This is a genomic window from Bacillus sp. NPDC057893 (assembly GCF_042796455.1).
Classification (GTDB): Bacteria; Bacillota; Bacilli; order Bacillales; family Bacillaceae_G; genus Bacillus_A.
The window spans coordinates 337,607-357,201 of sequence record NZ_JBHVNG010000003.1; the positions used below are offsets into that span (position 1 = coordinate 337,607).

Genomic DNA, 19,595 nt, shown 5'->3' on the forward strand with positions numbered 1-19,595 from the left:
CGTAGGAAAATACCTACGCTTTCGTTCCTACTTCGTTAACATACGAGAAATTACAAGCCTTTGAATCTCTTGTGTTCCCTCATATATTTGTGTAATCTTTGCATCGCGCATATAACGCTCTACTGGATAATCTTTCGTATAACCATAACCACCAAATACTTGTACTGCTTCAGTCGTTACCTTCATCGCTGTATCACCTGCAAATACTTTTGACATCGCTGACTCTTTCCCGTACGGAAGCCCTTCAGATTCAAGCCAAGCCGCTTGATATGTTAAAAGACGCGCTGCTTCTACATCCGTTGCCATATCTGCAAGTTTAAAGCCAATTCCTTGTTGCGCCGCAATTGGCTTCCCAAACTGATGACGTTCTCTTGCATATTCTACAGAAGCATCTAAAGCGGATTGTGCAATCCCGACCGCTTGCGCCGCAATGCCATTACGGCCGCCATCTAACGTTTGCATCGCAACTTTAAATCCTTGGCCCTCTTCCCCTAGCAGATTCCTTGCAGGAATACGGCAGTCTTCAAACATAATTTCAGTCGTTGGCGAAGAGCGAATTCCTAACTTACTTTCCTTCTTCCCAACTGAAAACCCTAGCGTATCACTCTCCACAATAAATGCACTCGTGCCGCGCTGCTTCGAATCAGGATCTGTTAATGCAAAAACAACATAAATATCAGCAATGCCGCCATTTGTAATAAAGATTTTCGAACCATTTAAAATGTAATGGTCTCCATCTCGCTTTGCAGTCGTCCTCATTCCGCCAGCATCTGATCCAGAGCTTGGTTCTGTTAAGCCATATGCACCAATTTTCTTCCCTTCAGCCATTGGGCGCAAAAACTTTTGTTTTTGCTCTTCCGTTCCAAATTTAAAAATCGGCCATCCAGCAAGTGAAGTATGCGCAGACAACGTTACACCTGTAGAAGCACAGACGCGGGATAATTCTTCAACGGCAATTACATACGCCAAGTAATCGCTTCCAATTCCGCCGTATTCTTCAGGCCACGGAATACCGGTCAAACCAAGCTCTGCCATTTGATCGAATAAAGCGCGATCAAATCGCTCTTCCTCATCACGCTCTGCTGCTGTCGGTGCTACTTCATTCCTTGCAAAATCCCGAACCATTTTCCTTATCATTTCATGTTCTTCTGATAATTTAAAATGCATTCCCGTCTCCCCCTCTGCCTTTTTATAAAGCTCGACTAATTACAAGCTTTTGTATTTCGCTCGTTCCTTCATATATTTGTGTGATCTTCGCATCACGGAAAAATCTTTCTACTGGATAATCTTTCGTATAACCATAACCACCAAATACTTGCACTGCTTCAATCGCAACTTCAACAGCCGTCTTAGAAGCAAATAATTTCGCAATAGAAGCTTCTTTACCGCATGGTAATCCTTGTGCTCTTAGCGATGCCGCTCTGTATACAAGTAATCGCGCTGCTTCTACGCTAGTCGCCATATCTGCAAGTTTGAATCCGATTCCTTGCTGCGCCGCAATTGGCTTTCCGAATTGTTCACGCTCTTTCGCATAATCAATCGCACATGCAAGCGCCGCTTCCGCGATTCCTAATGCCTGCGCTCCGATTCCAATTCGCCCAACATCTAAATTCGCCATTGCCACCTTAAATCCTTGTCCTTCTTCTCCAAGTAAATTCTCAGCCGGCACTTTCATATCTTCAAATGTAAGTTGCACTGTACGCGAACCAAGAAGCCCCATCTTATGCTCATCTTTTCCGATGATTAAGCCTGGTGTATCTTTCTCTACTATAAATGCTGAAATCCCGCTTTTCCCCGCCTCTGGATTTGTAGACGCAAAGACGATATATGTACTTGCTTCACCACCATTTGTAATAAAGACTTTCGATCCATTAATGATGTAGTGATCGCCTTTTTTTACAGCTCTTGATTTCAAACTACCTGCATCTGATCCTGCATTCGGTTCTGTTAGAGCAAATGCGCCTAAATATTCACCAGTCGCCAGTTTAGAAACATACTTCTGCTTCTGTTCTTCTGTTCCAAAATACAAAATCGGATTCATTCCAACTGACGTATGTACAGCTAAAATTACACCAACCGTTGCGCTTACCTTTGAAATTTCTTCAATCGCTAGAATATAAGAAATAAAATCCATTTCTGCCCCGCCATATTTTGCAGGCGCTGGAATACCCATTAGTCCAAGCTCACCCATCTTTTGCAAAATCTCTTTTGGGAACACCCCTTGTTCCATACTAGGAACAAAGGGAGCTATTTCCTTCTGCGCAAAATCTCGAACCATTTTCCTCATCATTTGTTGCTCTTCAGTAAAATGAAAATTCATGTACTTCGCCTCCGTTTGCTATATATCTTTTTAATAATTTGGTAAGACCACTACTTTAATAAAGGGAGGAATTTATTCGTAAACGTAGAAACCACGACCCGTTTTACGTCCTAACCATCCTGCATTCACATACTTACGTAATAATGGACATGGGCGATATTTACTATCTCCTAATCCTTCATGCAACACTTCCATAATGTATAAACACGTATCTAAACCGATAAAATCAGCTAATGTAAGTGGTCCCATCGGATGATTCATACCGAGTTTCATTACTTCATCAATCGCTTCTTTCGTCGCTACACCTTCATATAACGTATAGATTGCTTCGTTAATCATCGGTAATAAAATACGGTTCGATACAAACCCTGGGAAATCATTTACTTCAACTGGCACTTTCCCGATTTTTTTCGTAATATCCTCAATCGTTTCGTACACTGCATCATCTGTAGCTAAACCACGAATAATTTCAACGAGTTTCATAACTGGAACTGGATTCATAAAGTGCATGCCGATTACTTTCTCAGGACGTTTCGTTACCGCCGCAATTTCCGTAATTGGTAACGATGACGTATTCGTCGCTAAAATTGCGTGTTCTGGAGCGATTTCATCTAGATTCGCAAAAATTTTCTTTTTAATATCCATTTTTTCAACAGCTGCTTCAATAATAAGATCAGCTTCTTTGACACTATTTAAATCGAGCGTCCATGTAAGACGATTTAAAGTCGCTTCTTTCTCTTCTTCCTCCATACGGCCTTTTTCTACTTGGCGGGCTAAATTTTTCGAAATAACAGCTAACCCTCTATCTAATTGCTCTTGCTTTAAATCTTGCACTTTCACATCATAGCCTGCCATTGCACACACTTGTGCGATACCTGAACCCATTTGCCCTGCACCAATTACAACTATTTTTTGTACACCCATTCTTTCTTCCCCCTTAATATAAGTTGTTAATAAACCAAAAATTTCCTGAACGTAAATTAATGAACCTCAATCATCACTGCATCACCTTGACCGCCACCGCTACAAATAGAAGCAATTCCAATTCCGCCGCCGCGCTGCTTCAGTGCATGGATAAGTGTAACGATAATACGTGCTCCGCTCGCTCCAATTGGATGCCCCATTGCTACAGCACCGCCATTTACATTCAATTTTTCCGGATCGATCCCTGCGATTTCTGTACTTGCAATTGCTACTGCCGCAAATGCCTCATTGATTTCAAATAGATCTATGTCTTCAATTGTCTTACCTGTCTTTTTCAGCAATTCATTAATTGCATAACCTGGCGTTCTTGGGAAATCCTTCGATTCTACCGCAATCGCCGTATGTGCCAAAATTGTCGCTAATGGCTTTCTTCCTTCTTGCTTCGCTCTGTCCTCGCTCATTAATACAAGCGCAGCACCGCCATCATTTAGTCCAGGGGCATTACCAGCTGTTACTGCCGACGTCTTATCAAAAACAGGCTTTAATTTCGCTAATTTTTCAACCGTTGTATCCGCGCGCGGCGCCTCATCCTTAGCCACGACGATAGGATCGCCTTTTCTTTGCTGAATTGTTACTGGTACAATCTCCTCTTCAAAACGACCTTCCTTATGTGCCGAAACCGCACGTTGATGGCTACGATATGCCCATTCATCTTGTGCTTCGCGGGAGATCCCATCCTCTTTTGCAACTTCTCCGCCATAAACACCCATGTGTATACCTGAAAATGCGCATGTTAAACCGTCTGCAACGTTTAAATCGATAACTTCGTTGTTACCCATTCTGTATCCCCATCTTGCCCCTCGTAAAATGTAAGGGCTGTTACTCATCGATTCCATTCCACCAGCTACAATCAGTGATTGATCACCAGTACGAATAATTTGATCCGCTAATGTAACTGCGCGAAGTCCTGATGCACAAACTTTATTTACTGTTTCTGTCTGCACTTCCCAAGGAATGCCGGCCGCTCTTGCTGCTTGGCGTGATGGAATTTGCCCTTGTCCTCCTTGGATAACCGTTCCGAATATAACTTCTTCAACATCACTAGCGGAAACATTCGCTCTTTCAAGCGCTGCCTTAATTGCAATTCCTCCAAGTTCTGTTGCTTTCACGTCTTTTAAAGTTCCTCCAAATTTTCCAACCGGTGTTCTTGCAGCACTTAAAATAACTGTTTTATTCATATTTCTTTCCCCCATTTCTTTTTTTAGCACCGAGCGCTCGCTCGGTATCCTTACACTTAGAAGAGGTGCAATTATTGCACCTCTTTCTAAAATTGGATGCATGCCTACAAACTACATTGCTTCTTTCTTCTGTCCGATAACTGAGCGTTCTAAAATCTCCGTTACGTCCAAAGTTTGAACTGTTTCTTCAACTTCTTTCGCTTTCGTACCGTCACTAATCATCGTTAAGCAATACGGGCATCCTGTACCGATAATTGATGGCTGTACAGCTAGCGCTTGTTCTGTACGAGCAACGTTAATACGAGAACCTGTCGTTTCTTCCATCCACATTAGGCCGCCACCCGCACCACAGCACATTCCTGTTTCACGGTTACGCGCCATTTCTACAAGGTTTACACCTGGAATTGCTTTTAGAATATCGCGCGGCGCTTCATATACTTCGTTGTATCTTCCTAAGTAACAGGAATCATGGTACGTAACTGTCTCTTCAATAGAATGGACAGGTTTTAAACGTCCTTCCTTCACCCACTGGGCTAGTAATTCTGTATGATGATAGACTTCTGCTTGTAAGCCAAAGTCCGGGTACTCATTTTTAAAAGTGTTATAAGCATGAGGGTCAATCGTAACGATTTTCTTCACTCCTGCTTTTTCAAATTCTTCAATATTTTTAGTCGCCATTTCCTGGAATACAAATTCATTTCCAAGGCGGCGCGGTGTATCACCAGAGTTCTTTTCCTTATTACCAAGAATTGCGAATGAAATGCCTGCTTCGTTCATTAGCTTCGCAAATGATATCGCAATCTTCTGACTCCTGTTATCGTACGACCCCATTGATCCAACCCAGAATAAGTATTCAAACTCTTCGCCAGCTTTTGATTTCTCCTTTACAGTTGGAACTGTTACTTCATCGTCACCTTGGCGCCATGTTTCACGCTCTTTACGGTTCAGTCCCCACGGATTACCTTGACGCTCAATGTTTGTCATTGCACGCTGCGCTTCCGCATCCATTTTTCCTTCTGTTAAAACAAGATAGCGGCGTAAATCAATAATTTTGTCAACATGCTCATTCATAACTGGGCACTGGTCTTCACAGTTACGGCACGTTGTACATGCCCAAATCTCTTCTTCTGTAATAACATCTCCGATTAAACTTGGATCGTACGCTAGCGCTGTAGCCGCTGATTCCTGTTGTCCTTTTCCAGCTGCCATCATCGCTAACTGATTTCCTTGTGTATTATTAAAAGCAACAACTGGAACCCACGGTGCTTTTGATGTTACCGCTGCTCCTTTATCAGTTAAATGATCACGAAGTTTTAAAATTAAATCCATCGGTGATAACATTTTCCCTGTTCCTGTTGCCGGACACATATTTGTACAACGACCACATTCGACGCAAGAATATAAGTCGATAAGTTGATTTTGTCTAAAGTCTTCAATTTTACCAACACCGAATGTTTCTTGAGTTTCATCTTCAAAATCGATTTTTTCAAGTTTTCCTGGATTTGAAAGACGACCAAAAAATACGTTAACTGGTCCAGCAATTAAATGCGCATGTTTTGATTGTGGTACATAAACTAAAAACGTTAACAAGATTAATAGATGCACCCACCAAGAGAAATAGAACACTGAAATGGCTACGGTTTCATTTATCCCTGAGAAAACGTAAGCGATTGCAGAAGCGATTGGTTCACTCCACGAAAGCTCTTCGCCATGCCATATAATTCCCATTCCATTACCAAGTAGCACAGAAATCATTAAGCCACCGATAAAGATAAGGACAAGACCTGATTTGAAATTACGTTTTAAACGAACAAGCTTTTCAACATAGCGTCTATGAAAAGCCCAAAAGACTGCAATTAAAATAACAAGTGTGACAATTTCCTGGAAGAATGTAAATGCAGGATATAGTGGTCCAAGTGGAAGATGTGATCCTGGTGCGAGCCCTTTCCAAACGAAGTCAATTGCTCCAAATTGGACAAGAATAAATCCGTAAAAGAACATAACGTGAATGATGCCGCTCTTTTTATCTTTCAGCAGCTTTTTTTGACCGAAAACATTGACCTTAAGGAGATCCCAACGCTCTTTAAAACGACGGTCAAATTCAATCTTTTTTCCTAATTGTATGTAGGCCATCCTCGTTCGTATAAGATATACAAACAAATATCCCGCATAAGCAATAACAGCAATGGCAGCCAGCCAATTAATGATTAGTAAGCTATTCATTTTATGCTACCCCTCTCTTTGTAAGCCCTCTTCCTTTTTTAGAATCTTCGAAAATATATAATTTTCTGAATTGTATCCCCTATTCCCATTATATAATGAGTGAGCATTCAGTCAACAGTTTTTTGTTATACAACAACACATTTTTTAATAAAGCTGTTCATTTCGGTGAAACTATAAAGTGAAACTTTAATCGGCGGGGAGCTATTCATCCCCACTGATTATTAGCCCACAACAATCGGGCTTTTACGGGCAGCCCGAATCCCAACCAACTTCTTTGCTTTAACCTAATTTTGAGGTGGGAGTCTTACTGCCCGCAAATAGCGGAATAAAGTGAAGTTTTAATTTATAAAAAACTGATGGTGAAAATACCGTGAAGGAGGGAATTTACTTATGTTTTTCTTATCTCTCTTGTTATTAGGCAGCGCTCTCTGGATTACAATCGACCTTTCATACGGGAGAATTGTTCATTTAAAGCGTGTACGTTCTCGTTCTTTCCCTTTACGTCAAAGTGATTTTCGCCTTTATACATATGGAAATGATCTGTACGATGCTCTCTTTACTGATATAAAACAAGCTAAACACCATGTGCACGTTTTATTTTTTATTGTAAAAAACGATGACATAAGTCGTACGTTCTTAAAGTTACTTATCGATAAAGCACAAGAAGGAATTGAAGTAAGACTTTTACTCGACCGGTTTGGAAGTCATTATTTATCAAAAGAAGCGATTTACTCCCTACAAAAGCATGGTGTCTCTTTTTCATTTTGTCACAAAGTGAAATTTCCTTTTCCTTTCTTTTCTGCAAATCAAAGAAACCATAGAAAAATTACAGTTATTGACGGGAAAATTGGTTATATTGGCGGATTTAACATTGGCGAGGAATATTTAGGGCATAATCAAAGGTTAGGGTTATGGCGAGATTATCATTTACGTCTTACAGGAGAAGGGATACAAGATTTACAAAAACAATTTTTACATGATTGGCTCGACGATACAGACCAAAATTTATTAGATTCATCTCTTTATTTTCCTACGCAACAACCAGGGACTGTCCTACATCGTTTCATCCCTACTGATGGTGCCTATTTGCAAAGTACATTTTTACATTTAATCGAAAGCGCGAAAAAAGAACTCTTTATCGGTACACCATATTTTATTCCTGGAAAAAAAATTATGAATGCATTATTAAAAGCGCGAAAACGTGGGGTTCAAATAACCATTCTCGTTCCACAAAAGGCTGATCACGCCCTCGTTCGAGAAGCAAAATTCCCATATTGCCGAAAGTTAATACAAGCTGGTTGTAATATTTACGCTTTTCAGCAAGGATTTTTCCACGCAAAAATTATTATAGTAGACGCTCATATTTGTGATATCGGAACTGCTAATTTCGATATGAGAAGTTTATATGTTAACCATGAAATCAATTGCCTTTTATACGATAAATATTTCATACAAGAAGTAAAAAGTAAATTCGAGGAAGATTTGGAACGCTCCTCATTACTTTCCTTTGAAGATGTCAGCCCCCTCTCCATTATCGATAGAGGAAAGGAATGGATAGGAACGATACTCGCGTTCTTTTTATAGGGAAATTTCAAGAGCCAAAGAGGTGCATCACATATGATAATTCGATTTGGGTATGTCTCACATGCTATGGCATTGTGGGACTGTTCTCCTGCCAAAACAATGACATTTACAAGTTGGAAAAAACTTAAAAAGCAAGAGCGTGAAGATAAATTATATAATGTTACACTACAAAATCTAGAACATACAATACGCATCCTTCATTACAATATTGCACATGAAATTCCATTATATCGTTTATCATCTTCTATCGTCCCGCTTGCAACACATCCTGAAGTCAAATTTGATTACCTTCAAACATTTGCACCGCTTTGGCGTAAAATAGGGGCATTAATTCAGGAACACAATTTGCGCATAAGTTTCCATCCCAATCAATTTACGCTATTTACAAGCGACAAGCCACATATTACAACTAATGCGATTACAGATATGACCTATCATTATAACGTATTAGACGCTATAGGAATTGCAGATTCTTCCTACATTAATATTCATGTAGGCGGCGCATATGGAAATAAGGAAAGTGCAATTGGACGTTTTCATGAAAACATAAAAAAACTTCCTTCACACATAAAAAAACAAATGACTCTTGAAAATGACGATAAAACATATACCACTTCTGAAACTTTGGCTATTTGTCAAAAAGAAAAAATCCCTTTCGTGTTCGATTATCATCATCACATAGCGAACCTTTGTGGTGAACCGCTAGAAGAGTTAATTCCTATGATATTTGAAACTTGGTCACATACAAATATCCCACCTAAAGTTCATATTTCTTCTCCTAAATCAGAAAAAGAATTTAGGGCCCACTCAAATTATATTGATTTAGAATTTATCAAACCCTTTTTGCACATTGCAAAAAAAGTTGACCGTAATTTCGATATTATGATTGAAAGCAAACAAAAGGATTTAGCACTTCTCCAATTAATAAGTGAAATCTCTTCAATAAGAGGAATAAAAAGAAAAAATGGCGCAACGTTACAATGGTAATTTGTAACATTGCGCTATTTTTTCAAAAAAAAGTAATTTTTACAGTAAAAAATATCTCCATTTGTATGCTATTATTTAAATTAGCATTTTCCCCCTGTGATTCAACTTTATTGAAACGGAGCCATTATATGATCAATCAAAAAAAATATGTACAATTTGTCATGATGTATATTATTATATTTTCTCTTTGGATATTCTTTATCCCTAAGGACTTGAATATAAAAGAAATTGGAATTCTCTTCTTATTTTGTTTTGCTGCACTCTTTTCTTGTTATTGTTTATATAAAGCAATTAAAAAAATGAAGCGCGGTGATAAACTATTTTGGGTTTTACTACTATGTACTTGCCTATGTGGACTAACTATGGAAATAACTTTATTTCTTCATTCTCTTTCTATTTATGATCAAGTCATATTTTCATATAGAGCACTACCTTTTTTCATCGTACAATATATTTTGCTCTTTTCTGGCTTTGCTATAAAGTTCATAAAACATTACTCCATTAGAGGTCTTGCTCAATTTTCATTCGATAGCATCTTTATTGTTATTATGAATATTTACTTTACCTTAACCTTTATTTTAGACATTTCAAGCTTTCGTATGTTAACAACAGATACGTGGGTTTTAATTGGATATTTCATTGCACAATCATTAGTAATTTACGCCGTTATTAGCTTATATAGAAGAGAACAGTATTCTTCTAGTAGAATCTCATTAATTGTCGGCTTCACTATCATACTTGTTTACGGATATATACACCTGTTCCAGTTAAGATCAGGAATGGAAACTTCTTCTGAAGTCTCTTATTTAATACATACTGCTTCAATTTTATTAATCGGTTTATCGTCCATACTATACATTTTAGATAAACCAATGCAACATGAAACTAAGACTAAATATTATCGATTCGATTATGTACGCTTTATATTACCTTATTTTAGTATAATCATTACTTTTTCCTTTATTGTCATTCAGCCTTGGGATGATAAGTTCATGTTAATCGGTCTCGTATTATCACTTATCTTATTATTCCTACGACAACTTTACATGTGGAAAGATAATCAAGTATTAATCGATACGTACGAACAGTTGACTACACAACTAGAAGGCAAAGTTGAAGAAGGCGCATCTGCACTATCAAAAAGTGAACAACGTTATAAATCTTTATTCGAAGATCATCCTGATGCTGTTTTTTCTTTAAATATGAACGGGATTTTTCAACAATCTAATAAGGCTTGCGAAAGTTTATTTACAGCCTACTATTGTGAAGTAACGAGCTATTCTCTTCTACACTTCATTGACCCAAAAGATCATAAATTATTGAAGAAATCCTTGCAAATTACAAAAGAAGGTGGACCACAAACTCTAGAAGTTCGTACAAAAGAAAAAGAGGGCTATTATTATTACCTTCACATTACACTCATCCCGACTTTTATAAATAAAGAAGTTGTTGGGATGTTTGGTATAGCACGTGATATTACAACTTTATATGAAAAACAAAAACAAGTAGAACATTTGGCTTTCCATGATGCACTTACAGGACTACCGAATCGCCGGAAATTCGAAAAAGATTTAAAAACGATTTTAAATACAGCTGAAAACAACACTAATGACGTTGCGGTCATGTTCCTCGACTTAGATCGATTTAAAAAAATTAACGATCGACTCGGCCATGATGTTGGGGATCTATTATTAATTGAAGTAGCCAAAAGATTACGTGGATGTTTGCGTTCAAAAGATATCGTTGCCCGCCAAGGCGGAGATGAATTTACGATTCTATTACCAGATATGTACTCTGAAAAAAGTGCTTCTTTTATAGCTGGACAAATTTTAACTATCTTAAATAAGCCTTACTTTATTAAGGATGAAGAACTTTCTGTTACACCGAGTATCGGAATTGCAATGTACCCTGACTACGGAACCGATGTAACCGAATTAATGAAAAATGCAGATATGGCTATGTATCGAGCAAAGGCAAATGGAAAAAACAGATTCGTTTTCTTCTCAAAAGAAATGAGTATTGCTCAAAATGAAATACACTTCCTAGAAGGTGAGCTTTCAAAAGCACTACAACAAAATGAATTTTTCCTTGAATACCAGCCACAAGTAAACACAAAAACAAAACAAATTATCGGTTTTGAGGCGTTAATTCGTTGGAAACACCCAAAACTCGGGATTGTATCACCTGCCCAATTCATCCCTCTAGCAGAGGAGACAGGATTTATTATTGAACTTGGTAATTGGATTTTACGTACAGCCTGCTTAGAAGCAAAAAAGTGGCATAACCAAGGATTCTCAAACTTAAAGGTTGGTGTGAATTTATCTGTTGTTCAATTTAATCACGCAGATTTAATATCAACTATTTCAAAAGTCTTGGAAGAAACAGAACTAAAGTCGGAAGCGCTAGATATTGAGATTACGGAAAGTATCGCGATTAATCAAAATCATTCTGTAATTGCTAAACTAGAAGAACTTCAAAATCTCGGTATTCAAATTTCAATTGATGACTTTGGAACTGGTTATAGTTCTTTAGCTTATTTAACGAAATATCCAATCAATACATTAAAAATTGCTCGAGAATTTATTTGTGGAATTACAAATAGCCCTTTAGAAGAAGCGATTATCGCTTCCATTATTACGCTATCAAAAGAATTAAATTTAAAGGTTATTGCGGAAGGTGTAGAAACAGAAGAACAATGGAAGTTTTTACACGAACAAAACTGTGACCACATTCAAGGATTCCTCTTTAGCAAACCTGTTTCTAGTAAAGATGTTTGGATGTTACTCCACAAAAAAACAACCGTCTAAGTAAGACGGTTGTTTTTTAGTACTCAAAAGGTACATCTGAAGCTAATTGTATCTCTTGATCATTATGAGAAATCACTTGATTTTTCTCTAAAGCTGTATCTCCTAGTGAAATACCCCATGCCATTGCTAACGTTAATAGACTACCAATAAGTAGTTTTTTCATATTCCATCACCCACATTTTTTCTTTAAATATATCATGAAAATTTATCCATACCGTATGCAATTATGCATATTTGTTTTTTAGGTCTTTTTATTTCTTCATTTTTTTTATAAGTGATTCTTTTAACGCATGGATTCCTAATATATCGAAAAAGAAGCACGCTTTTTCGTAAGCATCTTCAATTTCTGCTCTATCACACTCTAGCTTTTCGAGGCATTCACCTTTTTGATAGTATAACTGCCCAATCAATGTCATACTATTAATTTGACACGATAGTTCAATGGCTTTATTTACGTGACAAAGCGCTTCTTCGTATTGATTATCTAGGTATAATGCTTTTGCATGATTATGTCTCACCTTCACATCAAACTCTTTATTATCATGCAATGCCTCTAATTGTTTTAATATATTTTCAAATAACTCAATACTCTTCTTAAAATAGCCATTTTCAGCATAAATGTTTGCAATTGCGTTTTCAATATAAAGATTCTGATATACATCTATTCCTACCAATTGTTGATTGAGCAATTTCTTTAATTCTAAAATACAATAATCGTAATCGATTTTTTTCAATATGTAAGCAGCTACATGATATTGCCATTGAAGAAATTGCTCAAGCTCGGGATGATATTCTTCCTTTTTCAGCTCATTCCATACCCTATTATAAATTTCTTTATATTTCTTTTGCTTACAAAGCATAATAATTTGATCTTTTAACTGCTTATTCCTCTCAATATCAGAATAAATGAGTACCTCATAAAAATGAATAATGGGAACTTGTAATTTCGCCGCAATACCTTGCAATATATCCATACTTGGGTATACCGCGCCCGATTCAATTCGGCTCACTTCCGATTGGTGACATATATTATCGGACAACCGTTTTTGTGTTAATCCTCTCATCACCCTAATTTTCTTTATTTCACTTCCTAATTTTTCTGCGTGCATACTTACTCACCATCCCATTATAACAATCTAATTTTTTTAAGTTGTCATACCACTACAATAATGTGAATTCGACAATTTTTGATATGAAATAATGCATAATATATATAAAATTCGGCAAATTTCTCATACAATTCATCTCACATACACAATACAAGATTAGGAGTGTTATAGATGAATTATAGAAAACTTGCTAGTGCTTTCGTTACATTCGGTCTTCTTTGTCCTTTATCAACAGAAGTTATTCACGCTCAAGAATTAGATAAAAATGAAGTGAAAGTTGAAATTGCTCAGCCTGGTTTAACAATCGGAAAATTAACACAACCTCAAAACGATACAAAAGAGAATATTGCTAAAAAGTATTTAAAGGGTGAGGTAAATGGGGCTAAAGCTCAACAAGAGCAAGTTACTACTGAAAAGAATGTCGATTTTCAACCTACAAATAAAGAAACAAAAGAAAATCAAACCGAATTACGCCTTGCACAAACATACAAAAACTATAAAGTATATGGTCAAGATCTCATTGTAAAAGTAGATAAAAATGGAGTAATTACAACTGTTAGTGGTAAAGTTGCCCAAAATTTAGACCAACAACTTAATCTTACTATAACAAATTTTTTGTCGAAAAATGAAGTAAAATCTAAATTACGCAATATACTTCAAATTCCAAGTGATGCGACAGAAACAGAATTTTCTAGCGAAACGGTAGTTTATAAGAAAAAAGATGGGCACTATACATACGCAACGGTCCTTACATTTACTTATGAAAACAATGAACAAGTTATAAACGGAAATGCAATCATGGACTTACAAACTGGTGAAGTACTTTTCCAAGAAAAGTTCATTAAAAATAAAGAGAATAAAACTATTAATCAAGTAACAGCACCTAAACTATCACCAGCGAAAGAACAAGGAACTGGGAAAAATGCGCTACAAGAAAATGTATTATTTAATATCGCAAAAGGTACTGACGGAAAATTTTATTTAGCTGATTTATCCCGTGGAAATGGTATTTATATTTATAACGCAGACTATGCTGACTCCCTTGGTGGCGATAGCCAAGCCGGTTATCCAGGGACACTTATTTCAAGTGACACTTCGAGCTTTGCAGATAAAGAAGCAGCTGGTGTTATGAAAAATATGAGTAATATTTACGACTATTTTAAGAAAGAACATAATCTAAAAAGTTATGATAATAAGGATTCAAAAGTTATTGCTAGCGTCCACGGATTCGATTCTACTGAAGTTAGTGATGGTGTAAAAGAAAACTATGTAAATGCGTTTTGGCATCCAGGTTGGAATCAAATGGTCTTTGGTGACGGGCTAAATGGAAAATTAACCTCTGCTCTTGACGTAACAGCCCATGAATTTGGACATGCTGTATTCAGCGGTACGACAAAGAATAAAATCGTGAGATATCCAAGCGCTGAAACATCTGCGTTAAACGAAGGACTAGCAGATTTCTGGGGCACGCAAATCGAATATTATGTAAAGAAAGATAAAGGAAACTGGATTATGGGCGATACACTAGGTGGCCTAACAATCCGTGACATCCCGGGAGAAATTGGTGACGGCGGCAACAAACTATATACAAACTTACAAGATTTCTATAATGACGGAAATGATCAAGAGTCGCACGTAAATTCTGGTATCATTAGTCACGTATTATATCAATTAGCTGAGGGTAAGACATATAACAATGTTGCTGTTCAAAAACAAGGCAATGAAAAGGTAAGTAAAGTTGTTATGCGGGCATTGCAAAACTACGCAACTTCAGCTGAAGATTTTGAATCACTTCAGTCCCACATCGTACAGGCTGCAAAAGATTTATACGGAAATGCCGTATCAAATGAATTTGCAAAAGCATTTGAAGCACATGGTTATAAACCATTACAAAAAGTAAATAGAGTAATAGAAGTACAATAATAAAAAAGAAGTTTACCGTTTGTAGGTAAACTTCTTTTCATATCCATCCCTTTTCTTCCGCAATTGTAATTGCCTCAATTCTATTTTTCGCGTCGAGCTTCGTTAACACTTCAGAAATATAATTACGCACTGTACCAGGTGAAAGATAAAGTGCCTTCGCAATTTCATTTGCCGTCTTTCCTTCTTTAGCAAGTAACAATACTTCTTTTTCACGATCTGATAACGGATTTTGCTCCTGCCATAAACCAAACATTAAATCTTGAGAAACCTCTCGTTTTCCCTTCATTACATTACGAATGGCTGCGGCTAAATCTTCACTCGGGCTATCTTTTAACAAATATCCGTGCACACCAGCTTTCATCGCCCTTTCAAAATACCCTGGCCTTGCAAATGTTGTTAAAATCATTACTTTGCATAATGATTTTTCTTTCTTTAAAGTTTCAGCAACATCTAATCCACTTTGAATCGGCATTTCAATATCCATAATACTTATATCCGGCTTTAACGATTCAATTAATTTTAACGCCTCTTCCCCGTTCGCAGCTTGCCCAATCACTTCCATATCATCTTCTAAATCAAGTAGGGCTCCTAATGCACCACGAAGCATCCGTTGATCTTCCGCAATAATAATTCGAATCATGCCCTCACCTCATCTTTTCCTGTTCTAATGACAACTGGTACTTTTACTGTTAATAGCGTCCCTGGATGTATCGTATTTAGTTCAACAAATCCATCAATAAGAGCAATTCGCTCTTTCATACCGCGGATACCGTTTCCATCATGATTTTGATCCTCTAAACCGATACCATTGTCTTCTACTGTTAAAATTAATTCACCCTGTGATTCCAATACAGAAACTGTACACCGCGATGCCTTACTATGCTTTACAACGTTCGTAACAGCCTCACGTAAACACATCCCGACAATATTTTGTTCAATTGGTGATAACGAACTTGAACTTGCTTCCTGCTTTATTTCCAATTCAATGTTAGCTGCTTGTAAGATTGCTTTTATTTGCTCAAGCTCTTCTTCTACTGTGATCATGCGCATATCAGAAATTAATTCCCTCAGTTGCTTTAAAGCGGTACGAGATGTTTGTGTAATTTCCTTGGCTTCTATACTTGCACGCTCTGGATTTTTTACGATTAACTTCTCAACAAGCTGGCTTTTTAACGTAATAAGGGATAATGTGTGGCCTAACGTGTCATGAAGATCTCTTGCAATTCGCTGCCGTTCTTCACGTTTTACTAAATCTTTAATTTGCTCGTTTGCTTCATTTAATTGATTCTTTAACATCTTTTTTTGATTAAAATTACGCATTCCAAATGGTGTAAGTAGCATTAAAATAAACATTGGAACTATATTCACTAAACTTGTAGTTGTTAGTTGATTAAAGTTTACAAATATAAAAGCTCCCAGCATTACAATTAACAGGCCCCACAACAATCGAAATACTTTTTTACTTGGCGCAAATCCCATCGCACTTGCCGTAAAAAATCCAAAGAAAATCATGAAAGGATTATAAAATACAGCAAATAAAACGGTTAGTAACATTTGAATACACGCCCACAAAATGAACGTCTCCTGCACAAAATACAGTTGACGGTATGTGACGATGAAAACCATCAACATACCGATCCCTATTGCAAGCTTCCCCCCTGATACTTGTGTTAAATTATAAATTGGAAATAACAGATACACTAACCACATATATGGGAAGAAACCCATCTGTTTCGGAAAAATCTCAATCCTCTTCTTCTCTATCATTTATACCGCTTCCTGTCTTTTTCTTATATATATTGATACTACAACAAATATAAGGAAATAACCTCCTAGTACCGCGATATTTTCCCATCCAATTGATTTTCCAGCTACAATATCCCATGCCCCGCTTCCGAAGTGATATGTTGGTGTCCATTCTCCAATCGTTCTTAATACTTTTGGGAATACTTCAATTGGCATCCATAATCCGCCAACTACAGCTAAGCTCATATTTAAAATATTAGCCAGGCCAGCAGCTGCATCCGCCTTTTTGATTGAACCTATTACTGTTCCGAGTGCTAAAAATGGTGTCACGCCTAATAATAACCATAATCCGGCACCAATCCATTGACCTACTGTTAACTCGACATTATTAATTAATATTCCTGCCATAAAAATAACTAAGATTGAAAAAGCATTCACTACTGTTTGAGCAATAATCTTTGCTGCTAAATATGCTCCCTCTGGAAGTGGTGTAATTTTTAAAAGATGTGTCCATCCTTGCCCTTTTTCCTGAGAAAGTCTCACACCGAAACTAAAAAGTGCAGTCCCTACAATACTGAAAGTCGCCATTGAAATTAAATAATGAGCTTTCCAAGCATCTCCGTTTTGTGGGACTTGAATAACATTTGTGAAAATATAGTAAAACATAACTGGCATTAATAATGAGAAAAAGATAAATAATTTATTACGGAACGTACGTAAAACCTCTATTTTACATTGCATCCATAGTGCTCTCATGCGATTTCCCCCTTCTGATTTGCGACAAACTGTTCAAATGCTTCGTCGAGACTTCCACGTTCAACTGAAATACCTGTTACAGGTAAATTCTTTTGGTAAATTGCTTGTAACGTGGCATCAGTATCCTCCGTTGTTAAAATAATCCGCCCCTCATTTGACTGTACTCCTGTTACATTCGGCAATTCTTTTAGCAAGCCCATAGGGATACTTTCTTTCAAATAAAACGAGATCGTTTTTCGAGAAATCGTCGCTTTCATTTCATCTGGCGTACCATCTGCGATGATCTTTCCGTTCGCAAATAATAAAATCCGATCCGCTAAAGCATCTGCCTCTTCTAAATAGTGCGTCGTTAAAATAATCGTTTTCCCTTCACTTGCTAACTTTCTAATCGTTTCCCAAAATGTTTTTCGAGACGTAATATCCATTCCAACTGTCGGCTCATCTAAAAATAACAACTCTGGATTTCCTGCAAGTGCCAGTGCAAAATTTAACCTTCTCTTTTGGCCACCCGATAATTTTTCACATCTTTGCTTTCGCTCTGATTCTAAATTTGATAACTGAAGTAATGTTTCTTTCGCTACTGGATTCGTATAATAACTACGGAATAACTCGATTGCTTCTTCTACCGTGATACTATCAATCACACTTACTTCTTGTAGCATCGCACCGAGGCTATTACGAACATCTCTGTGCTTCGGACTCTTTCCAAATATAGAGACATTCCCCTCTGTCGGATCTTTTAATCCGAGCATCATTGAAATTGTCGTTGTTTTCCCCGCACCATTTGGACCGAGTAATGCTACTATTTGCCCTTTATTTACATGAAATGAAACGTTATTTACTGCTTTTTTATGTTTAAATGTTTTAGAAACACCATTTACTTCAATAATCTTTTCCATCTCTCCACCCCCGCCGTTTCTTATATTTACATTGTATTCCTTGGAAAAGTTAGGAAACAGTATGATGCGTCATGACATCAATATGACAATTGTCATGTATTCTCTATGAGCAGAATCACCCCGCATACCGCACGCAAGTAGCAGGAGCAAAATAAACATGATACAATCGGATAAGATATCTATTCGAGGAAGGACAGTGGTTTTCATGATTATTCGTAATGAACAAGATTTAGAAGGTTTACGAAAAATCGGCCGCATCGTTGCACTTGCACGCGAAGAAATGAAAAAGCAAGCGAAGCCAGGTATGACAACGAAAGAGCTAGATTTAATTGGTAAAAAGGTATTAGATGAGCACGGTGCTATGTCAGCACCTGAAAAAGAATATAAATTCCCAGGCGTAACTTGCATTAGTGTAAATGAAGAAGTTGCTCACGGCATTCCAGGAGATCGTGTATTAAAAGAAGGCGACTTAGTAAACGTAGACGTATCAGCAGCACTTGACGGCTATTATGCAGATACAGGTATCTCCTTTGTTCTCGGAGAAGATGAAGAAAAAGAAAAGCTTTGCCAAGCAGCAGTAGACTCATTTTGGGAAGCAATGAAAAAGGTAAAAGCTGGCTCAAAACAAAATCAAATTGGTCGTGCTGTTTCTAACTTTGCACATAAAAATGGATATAACGTTATTCAAAACTTAACTGGTCACGGCATTGGTCTTAGCTTACACGAAGCCCCAAATCACATCTTAAGCTACTATGATCCAATGGATAATGCACTTCTAAAAGACGGCCTTGTTATCGCTGTAGAGCCATTTATCTCTATGAAAGCTGATCATATTATCGAGCGCGGTGATGATGGTTGGACATTCATTACTCCTGACAAAAGCCTTGTTGCACAATGTGAACATACAGTTGTCGTAACACGTGGTGAGCCAATAATTTTAACAGAAATATAATACAAAAAAACGACTGTTTTGTAGATTGATTCTACATAAAACAGTCGTTTTTTCACTTTTGGAAAATATATGAAATATTGTTGAACTCTTTATCATTTAAGTATATAATCTTTAGCGGAGGTTATTT

The 19,595-nt window shown here is 37.2% G+C and carries 16 protein-coding genes; 5 read left to right on the forward strand and 11 right to left on the reverse strand.

Features of this window, described 5'->3' with window-relative positions; all coding sequences use genetic code 11:
• Window positions 1-27: 27 nt before the first annotated feature.
• The 5 genes from acdA to ACFVQC_RS17610 form a co-directional block, all read right to left on the reverse strand.
• The gene (acdA, locus tag ACFVQC_RS17590) at window positions 28-1,167 is read right to left on the reverse strand and encodes an acyl-CoA dehydrogenase AcdA (RefSeq protein ID WP_002113071.1); all 1,140 of its coding nucleotides are present in this window, start codon (window positions 1,165-1,167) and stop codon (window positions 28-30) included.
• Between the two features lie 22 nt (window positions 1,168-1,189).
• Window positions 1,190-2,320 carry an acyl-CoA dehydrogenase gene (locus ACFVQC_RS17595; RefSeq protein WP_001009066.1) on the reverse strand — a complete coding sequence of 377 codons (1,131 nt, stop codon included), beginning with the start codon at window positions 2,318-2,320 and terminating at the stop codon, window positions 1,190-1,192.
• A gap of 72 nt (window positions 2,321-2,392) precedes the next feature.
• Window positions 2,393-3,244: a 3-hydroxybutyryl-CoA dehydrogenase gene (locus ACFVQC_RS17600; RefSeq protein ID WP_377898791.1), complete on the reverse strand. Its 852-nt coding sequence runs from the start codon at window positions 3,242-3,244 to the stop codon at window positions 2,393-2,395.
• Window positions 3,245-3,300: 56 nt separating this feature from the next.
• Window positions 3,301-4,584, reverse strand: coding sequence for an acetyl-CoA C-acetyltransferase (locus tag ACFVQC_RS17605; RefSeq protein ID WP_377889616.1), 1,284 nt, complete (start codon window positions 4,582-4,584; stop codon window positions 3,301-3,303).
• Window positions 4,585-4,593: 9 nt separating this feature from the next.
• Window positions 4,594-6,705: a (Fe-S)-binding protein gene (locus tag ACFVQC_RS17610; protein ID WP_002144705.1), complete on the reverse strand. Its 2,112-nt coding sequence runs from the start codon at window positions 6,703-6,705 to the stop codon at window positions 4,594-4,596.
• Window positions 6,706-7,095: 390 nt separating this feature from the next.
• Between ACFVQC_RS17610 and cls the strand changes: the two genes are divergently transcribed.
• From cls to ACFVQC_RS17625, 3 genes are all read left to right on the forward strand, one after another.
• Window positions 7,096-8,289 (forward strand): cardiolipin synthase, encoded by a 1,194-nt coding sequence (gene cls, locus ACFVQC_RS17615; protein WP_377898792.1) that lies wholly within the window; start codon window positions 7,096-7,098, stop codon window positions 8,287-8,289.
• A gap of 33 nt (window positions 8,290-8,322) precedes the next feature.
• The gene (uvsE, locus tag ACFVQC_RS17620; protein WP_377898793.1) at window positions 8,323-9,276 is read left to right on the forward strand and encodes a UV DNA damage repair endonuclease UvsE; all 954 of its coding nucleotides are present in this window, start codon (window positions 8,323-8,325) and stop codon (window positions 9,274-9,276) included.
• Window positions 9,277-9,404: 128 nt separating this feature from the next.
• Window positions 9,405-12,083, forward strand: coding sequence for a DUF4084 domain-containing protein (locus tag ACFVQC_RS17625; RefSeq protein WP_377898794.1), 2,679 nt, complete (start codon window positions 9,405-9,407; stop codon window positions 12,081-12,083).
• 16 nt (window positions 12,084-12,099) lie between these two features.
• Here the strand turns inward: ACFVQC_RS17625 and papR are convergent, their stop codons facing one another.
• Window positions 12,100-12,246, reverse strand: a complete 147-nt coding sequence (gene papR / locus ACFVQC_RS17630) for a quorum-sensing peptide PapR (protein WP_002144697.1) — start codon at window positions 12,244-12,246, stop codon at window positions 12,100-12,102.
• 88 nt (window positions 12,247-12,334) lie between these two features.
• Window positions 12,335-13,192 (reverse strand): helix-turn-helix domain-containing protein, encoded by an 858-nt coding sequence (locus ACFVQC_RS17635; RefSeq protein ID WP_002016331.1) that lies wholly within the window; start codon window positions 13,190-13,192, stop codon window positions 12,335-12,337.
• A 171-nt stretch (window positions 13,193-13,363) separates the two neighbouring features.
• Between ACFVQC_RS17635 and ACFVQC_RS17640 the strand changes: the two genes are divergently transcribed.
• Entirely contained in the window at window positions 13,364-15,115 is a 1,752-nt protein-coding gene (locus ACFVQC_RS17640) for a M4 family metallopeptidase (protein ID WP_377889625.1), read from the forward strand.
• Window positions 15,116-15,152: 37 nt separating this feature from the next.
• On the opposite strand, the gene ACFVQC_RS17645 is transcribed toward ACFVQC_RS17640, so the two are convergent.
• From ACFVQC_RS17645 to ACFVQC_RS17660, 4 genes are read right to left on the reverse strand one after another with little or no spacing between them, the layout of a single operon-like run.
• Window positions 15,153-15,755 (reverse strand): response regulator transcription factor, encoded by a 603-nt coding sequence (locus ACFVQC_RS17645; protein WP_377898795.1) that lies wholly within the window; start codon window positions 15,753-15,755, stop codon window positions 15,153-15,155.
• Window positions 15,752-16,882, reverse strand: coding sequence for a sensor histidine kinase (locus ACFVQC_RS17650; protein ID WP_377889628.1), 1,131 nt, complete (start codon window positions 16,880-16,882; stop codon window positions 15,752-15,754). Before ACFVQC_RS17650 ends, ACFVQC_RS17645 begins: the two co-directional genes overlap by 4 nt.
• Window positions 16,883-17,617, reverse strand: a complete 735-nt coding sequence (locus ACFVQC_RS17655) for an ABC transporter permease (RefSeq protein WP_002113090.1) — start codon at window positions 17,615-17,617, stop codon at window positions 16,883-16,885. It abuts the gene before it with no gap.
• Window positions 17,614-18,516 (reverse strand): ABC transporter ATP-binding protein, encoded by a 903-nt coding sequence (locus ACFVQC_RS17660; protein WP_377889631.1) that lies wholly within the window; start codon window positions 18,514-18,516, stop codon window positions 17,614-17,616. The genes ACFVQC_RS17655 and ACFVQC_RS17660 overlap by 4 nt, the downstream gene beginning before the upstream one ends.
• 157 nt (window positions 18,517-18,673) lie before the next feature.
• Between ACFVQC_RS17660 and map the strand changes: the two genes are divergently transcribed.
• The gene (gene map / locus ACFVQC_RS17665; protein WP_377898796.1) at window positions 18,674-19,468 is read left to right on the forward strand and encodes a type I methionyl aminopeptidase; all 795 of its coding nucleotides are present in this window, start codon (window positions 18,674-18,676) and stop codon (window positions 19,466-19,468) included.
• The last annotated feature ends 127 nt before the right edge of the window (window positions 19,469-19,595 follow it).

What these genes read in the sequence shown, in the direction of transcription:
- acdA (WP_002113071.1), bottom strand. Translation starts at nt 1,167, where the DNA reads ATGCATTTTAAATTATCAGAAGAACATGAAATGATAAGGAAAATGGTT.
- ACFVQC_RS17595 (WP_001009066.1), bottom strand. Translation starts at nt 2,320, where the DNA reads ATGAATTTTCATTTTACTGAAGAGCAACAAATGATGAGGAAAATGGTT.
- ACFVQC_RS17600 (WP_377898791.1), bottom strand. Translation starts at nt 3,244, where the DNA reads ATGGGTGTACAAAAAATAGTTGTAATTGGTGCAGGGCAAATGGGTTCA.
- ACFVQC_RS17605 (WP_377889616.1), bottom strand. Translation starts at nt 4,584, where the DNA reads ATGCATCCAATTTTAGAAAGAGGTGCAATAATTGCACCTCTTCTAAGT.
- ACFVQC_RS17610 (WP_002144705.1), bottom strand. Translation starts at nt 6,705, where the DNA reads ATGAATAGCTTACTAATCATTAATTGGCTGGCTGCCATTGCTGTTATT.
- cls (WP_377898792.1), top strand. Translation starts at nt 7,096, where the DNA reads ATGTTTTTCTTATCTCTCTTGTTATTAGGCAGCGCTCTCTGGATTACA.
- uvsE (WP_377898793.1), top strand. Translation starts at nt 8,323, where the DNA reads ATGATAATTCGATTTGGGTATGTCTCACATGCTATGGCATTGTGGGAC.
- ACFVQC_RS17625 (WP_377898794.1), top strand. Translation starts at nt 9,405, where the DNA reads ATGATCAATCAAAAAAAATATGTACAATTTGTCATGATGTATATTATT.
- papR (WP_002144697.1), bottom strand. Translation starts at nt 12,246, where the DNA reads ATGAAAAAACTACTTATTGGTAGTCTATTAACGTTAGCAATGGCATGG.
- ACFVQC_RS17635 (WP_002016331.1), bottom strand. Translation starts at nt 13,192, where the DNA reads ATGCACGCAGAAAAATTAGGAAGTGAAATAAAGAAAATTAGGGTGATG.
- ACFVQC_RS17640 (WP_377889625.1), top strand. Translation starts at nt 13,364, where the DNA reads ATGAATTATAGAAAACTTGCTAGTGCTTTCGTTACATTCGGTCTTCTT.
- ACFVQC_RS17645 (WP_377898795.1), bottom strand. Translation starts at nt 15,755, where the DNA reads ATGATTCGAATTATTATTGCGGAAGATCAACGGATGCTTCGTGGTGCA.
- ACFVQC_RS17650 (WP_377889628.1), bottom strand. Translation starts at nt 16,882, where the DNA reads ATGATAGAGAAGAAGAGGATTGAGATTTTTCCGAAACAGATGGGTTTC.
- ACFVQC_RS17655 (WP_002113090.1), bottom strand. Translation starts at nt 17,617, where the DNA reads ATGAGAGCACTATGGATGCAATGTAAAATAGAGGTTTTACGTACGTTC.
- ACFVQC_RS17660 (WP_377889631.1), bottom strand. Translation starts at nt 18,516, where the DNA reads ATGGAAAAGATTATTGAAGTAAATGGTGTTTCTAAAACATTTAAACAT.
- map (WP_377898796.1), top strand. Translation starts at nt 18,674, where the DNA reads ATGATACAATCGGATAAGATATCTATTCGAGGAAGGACAGTGGTTTTC.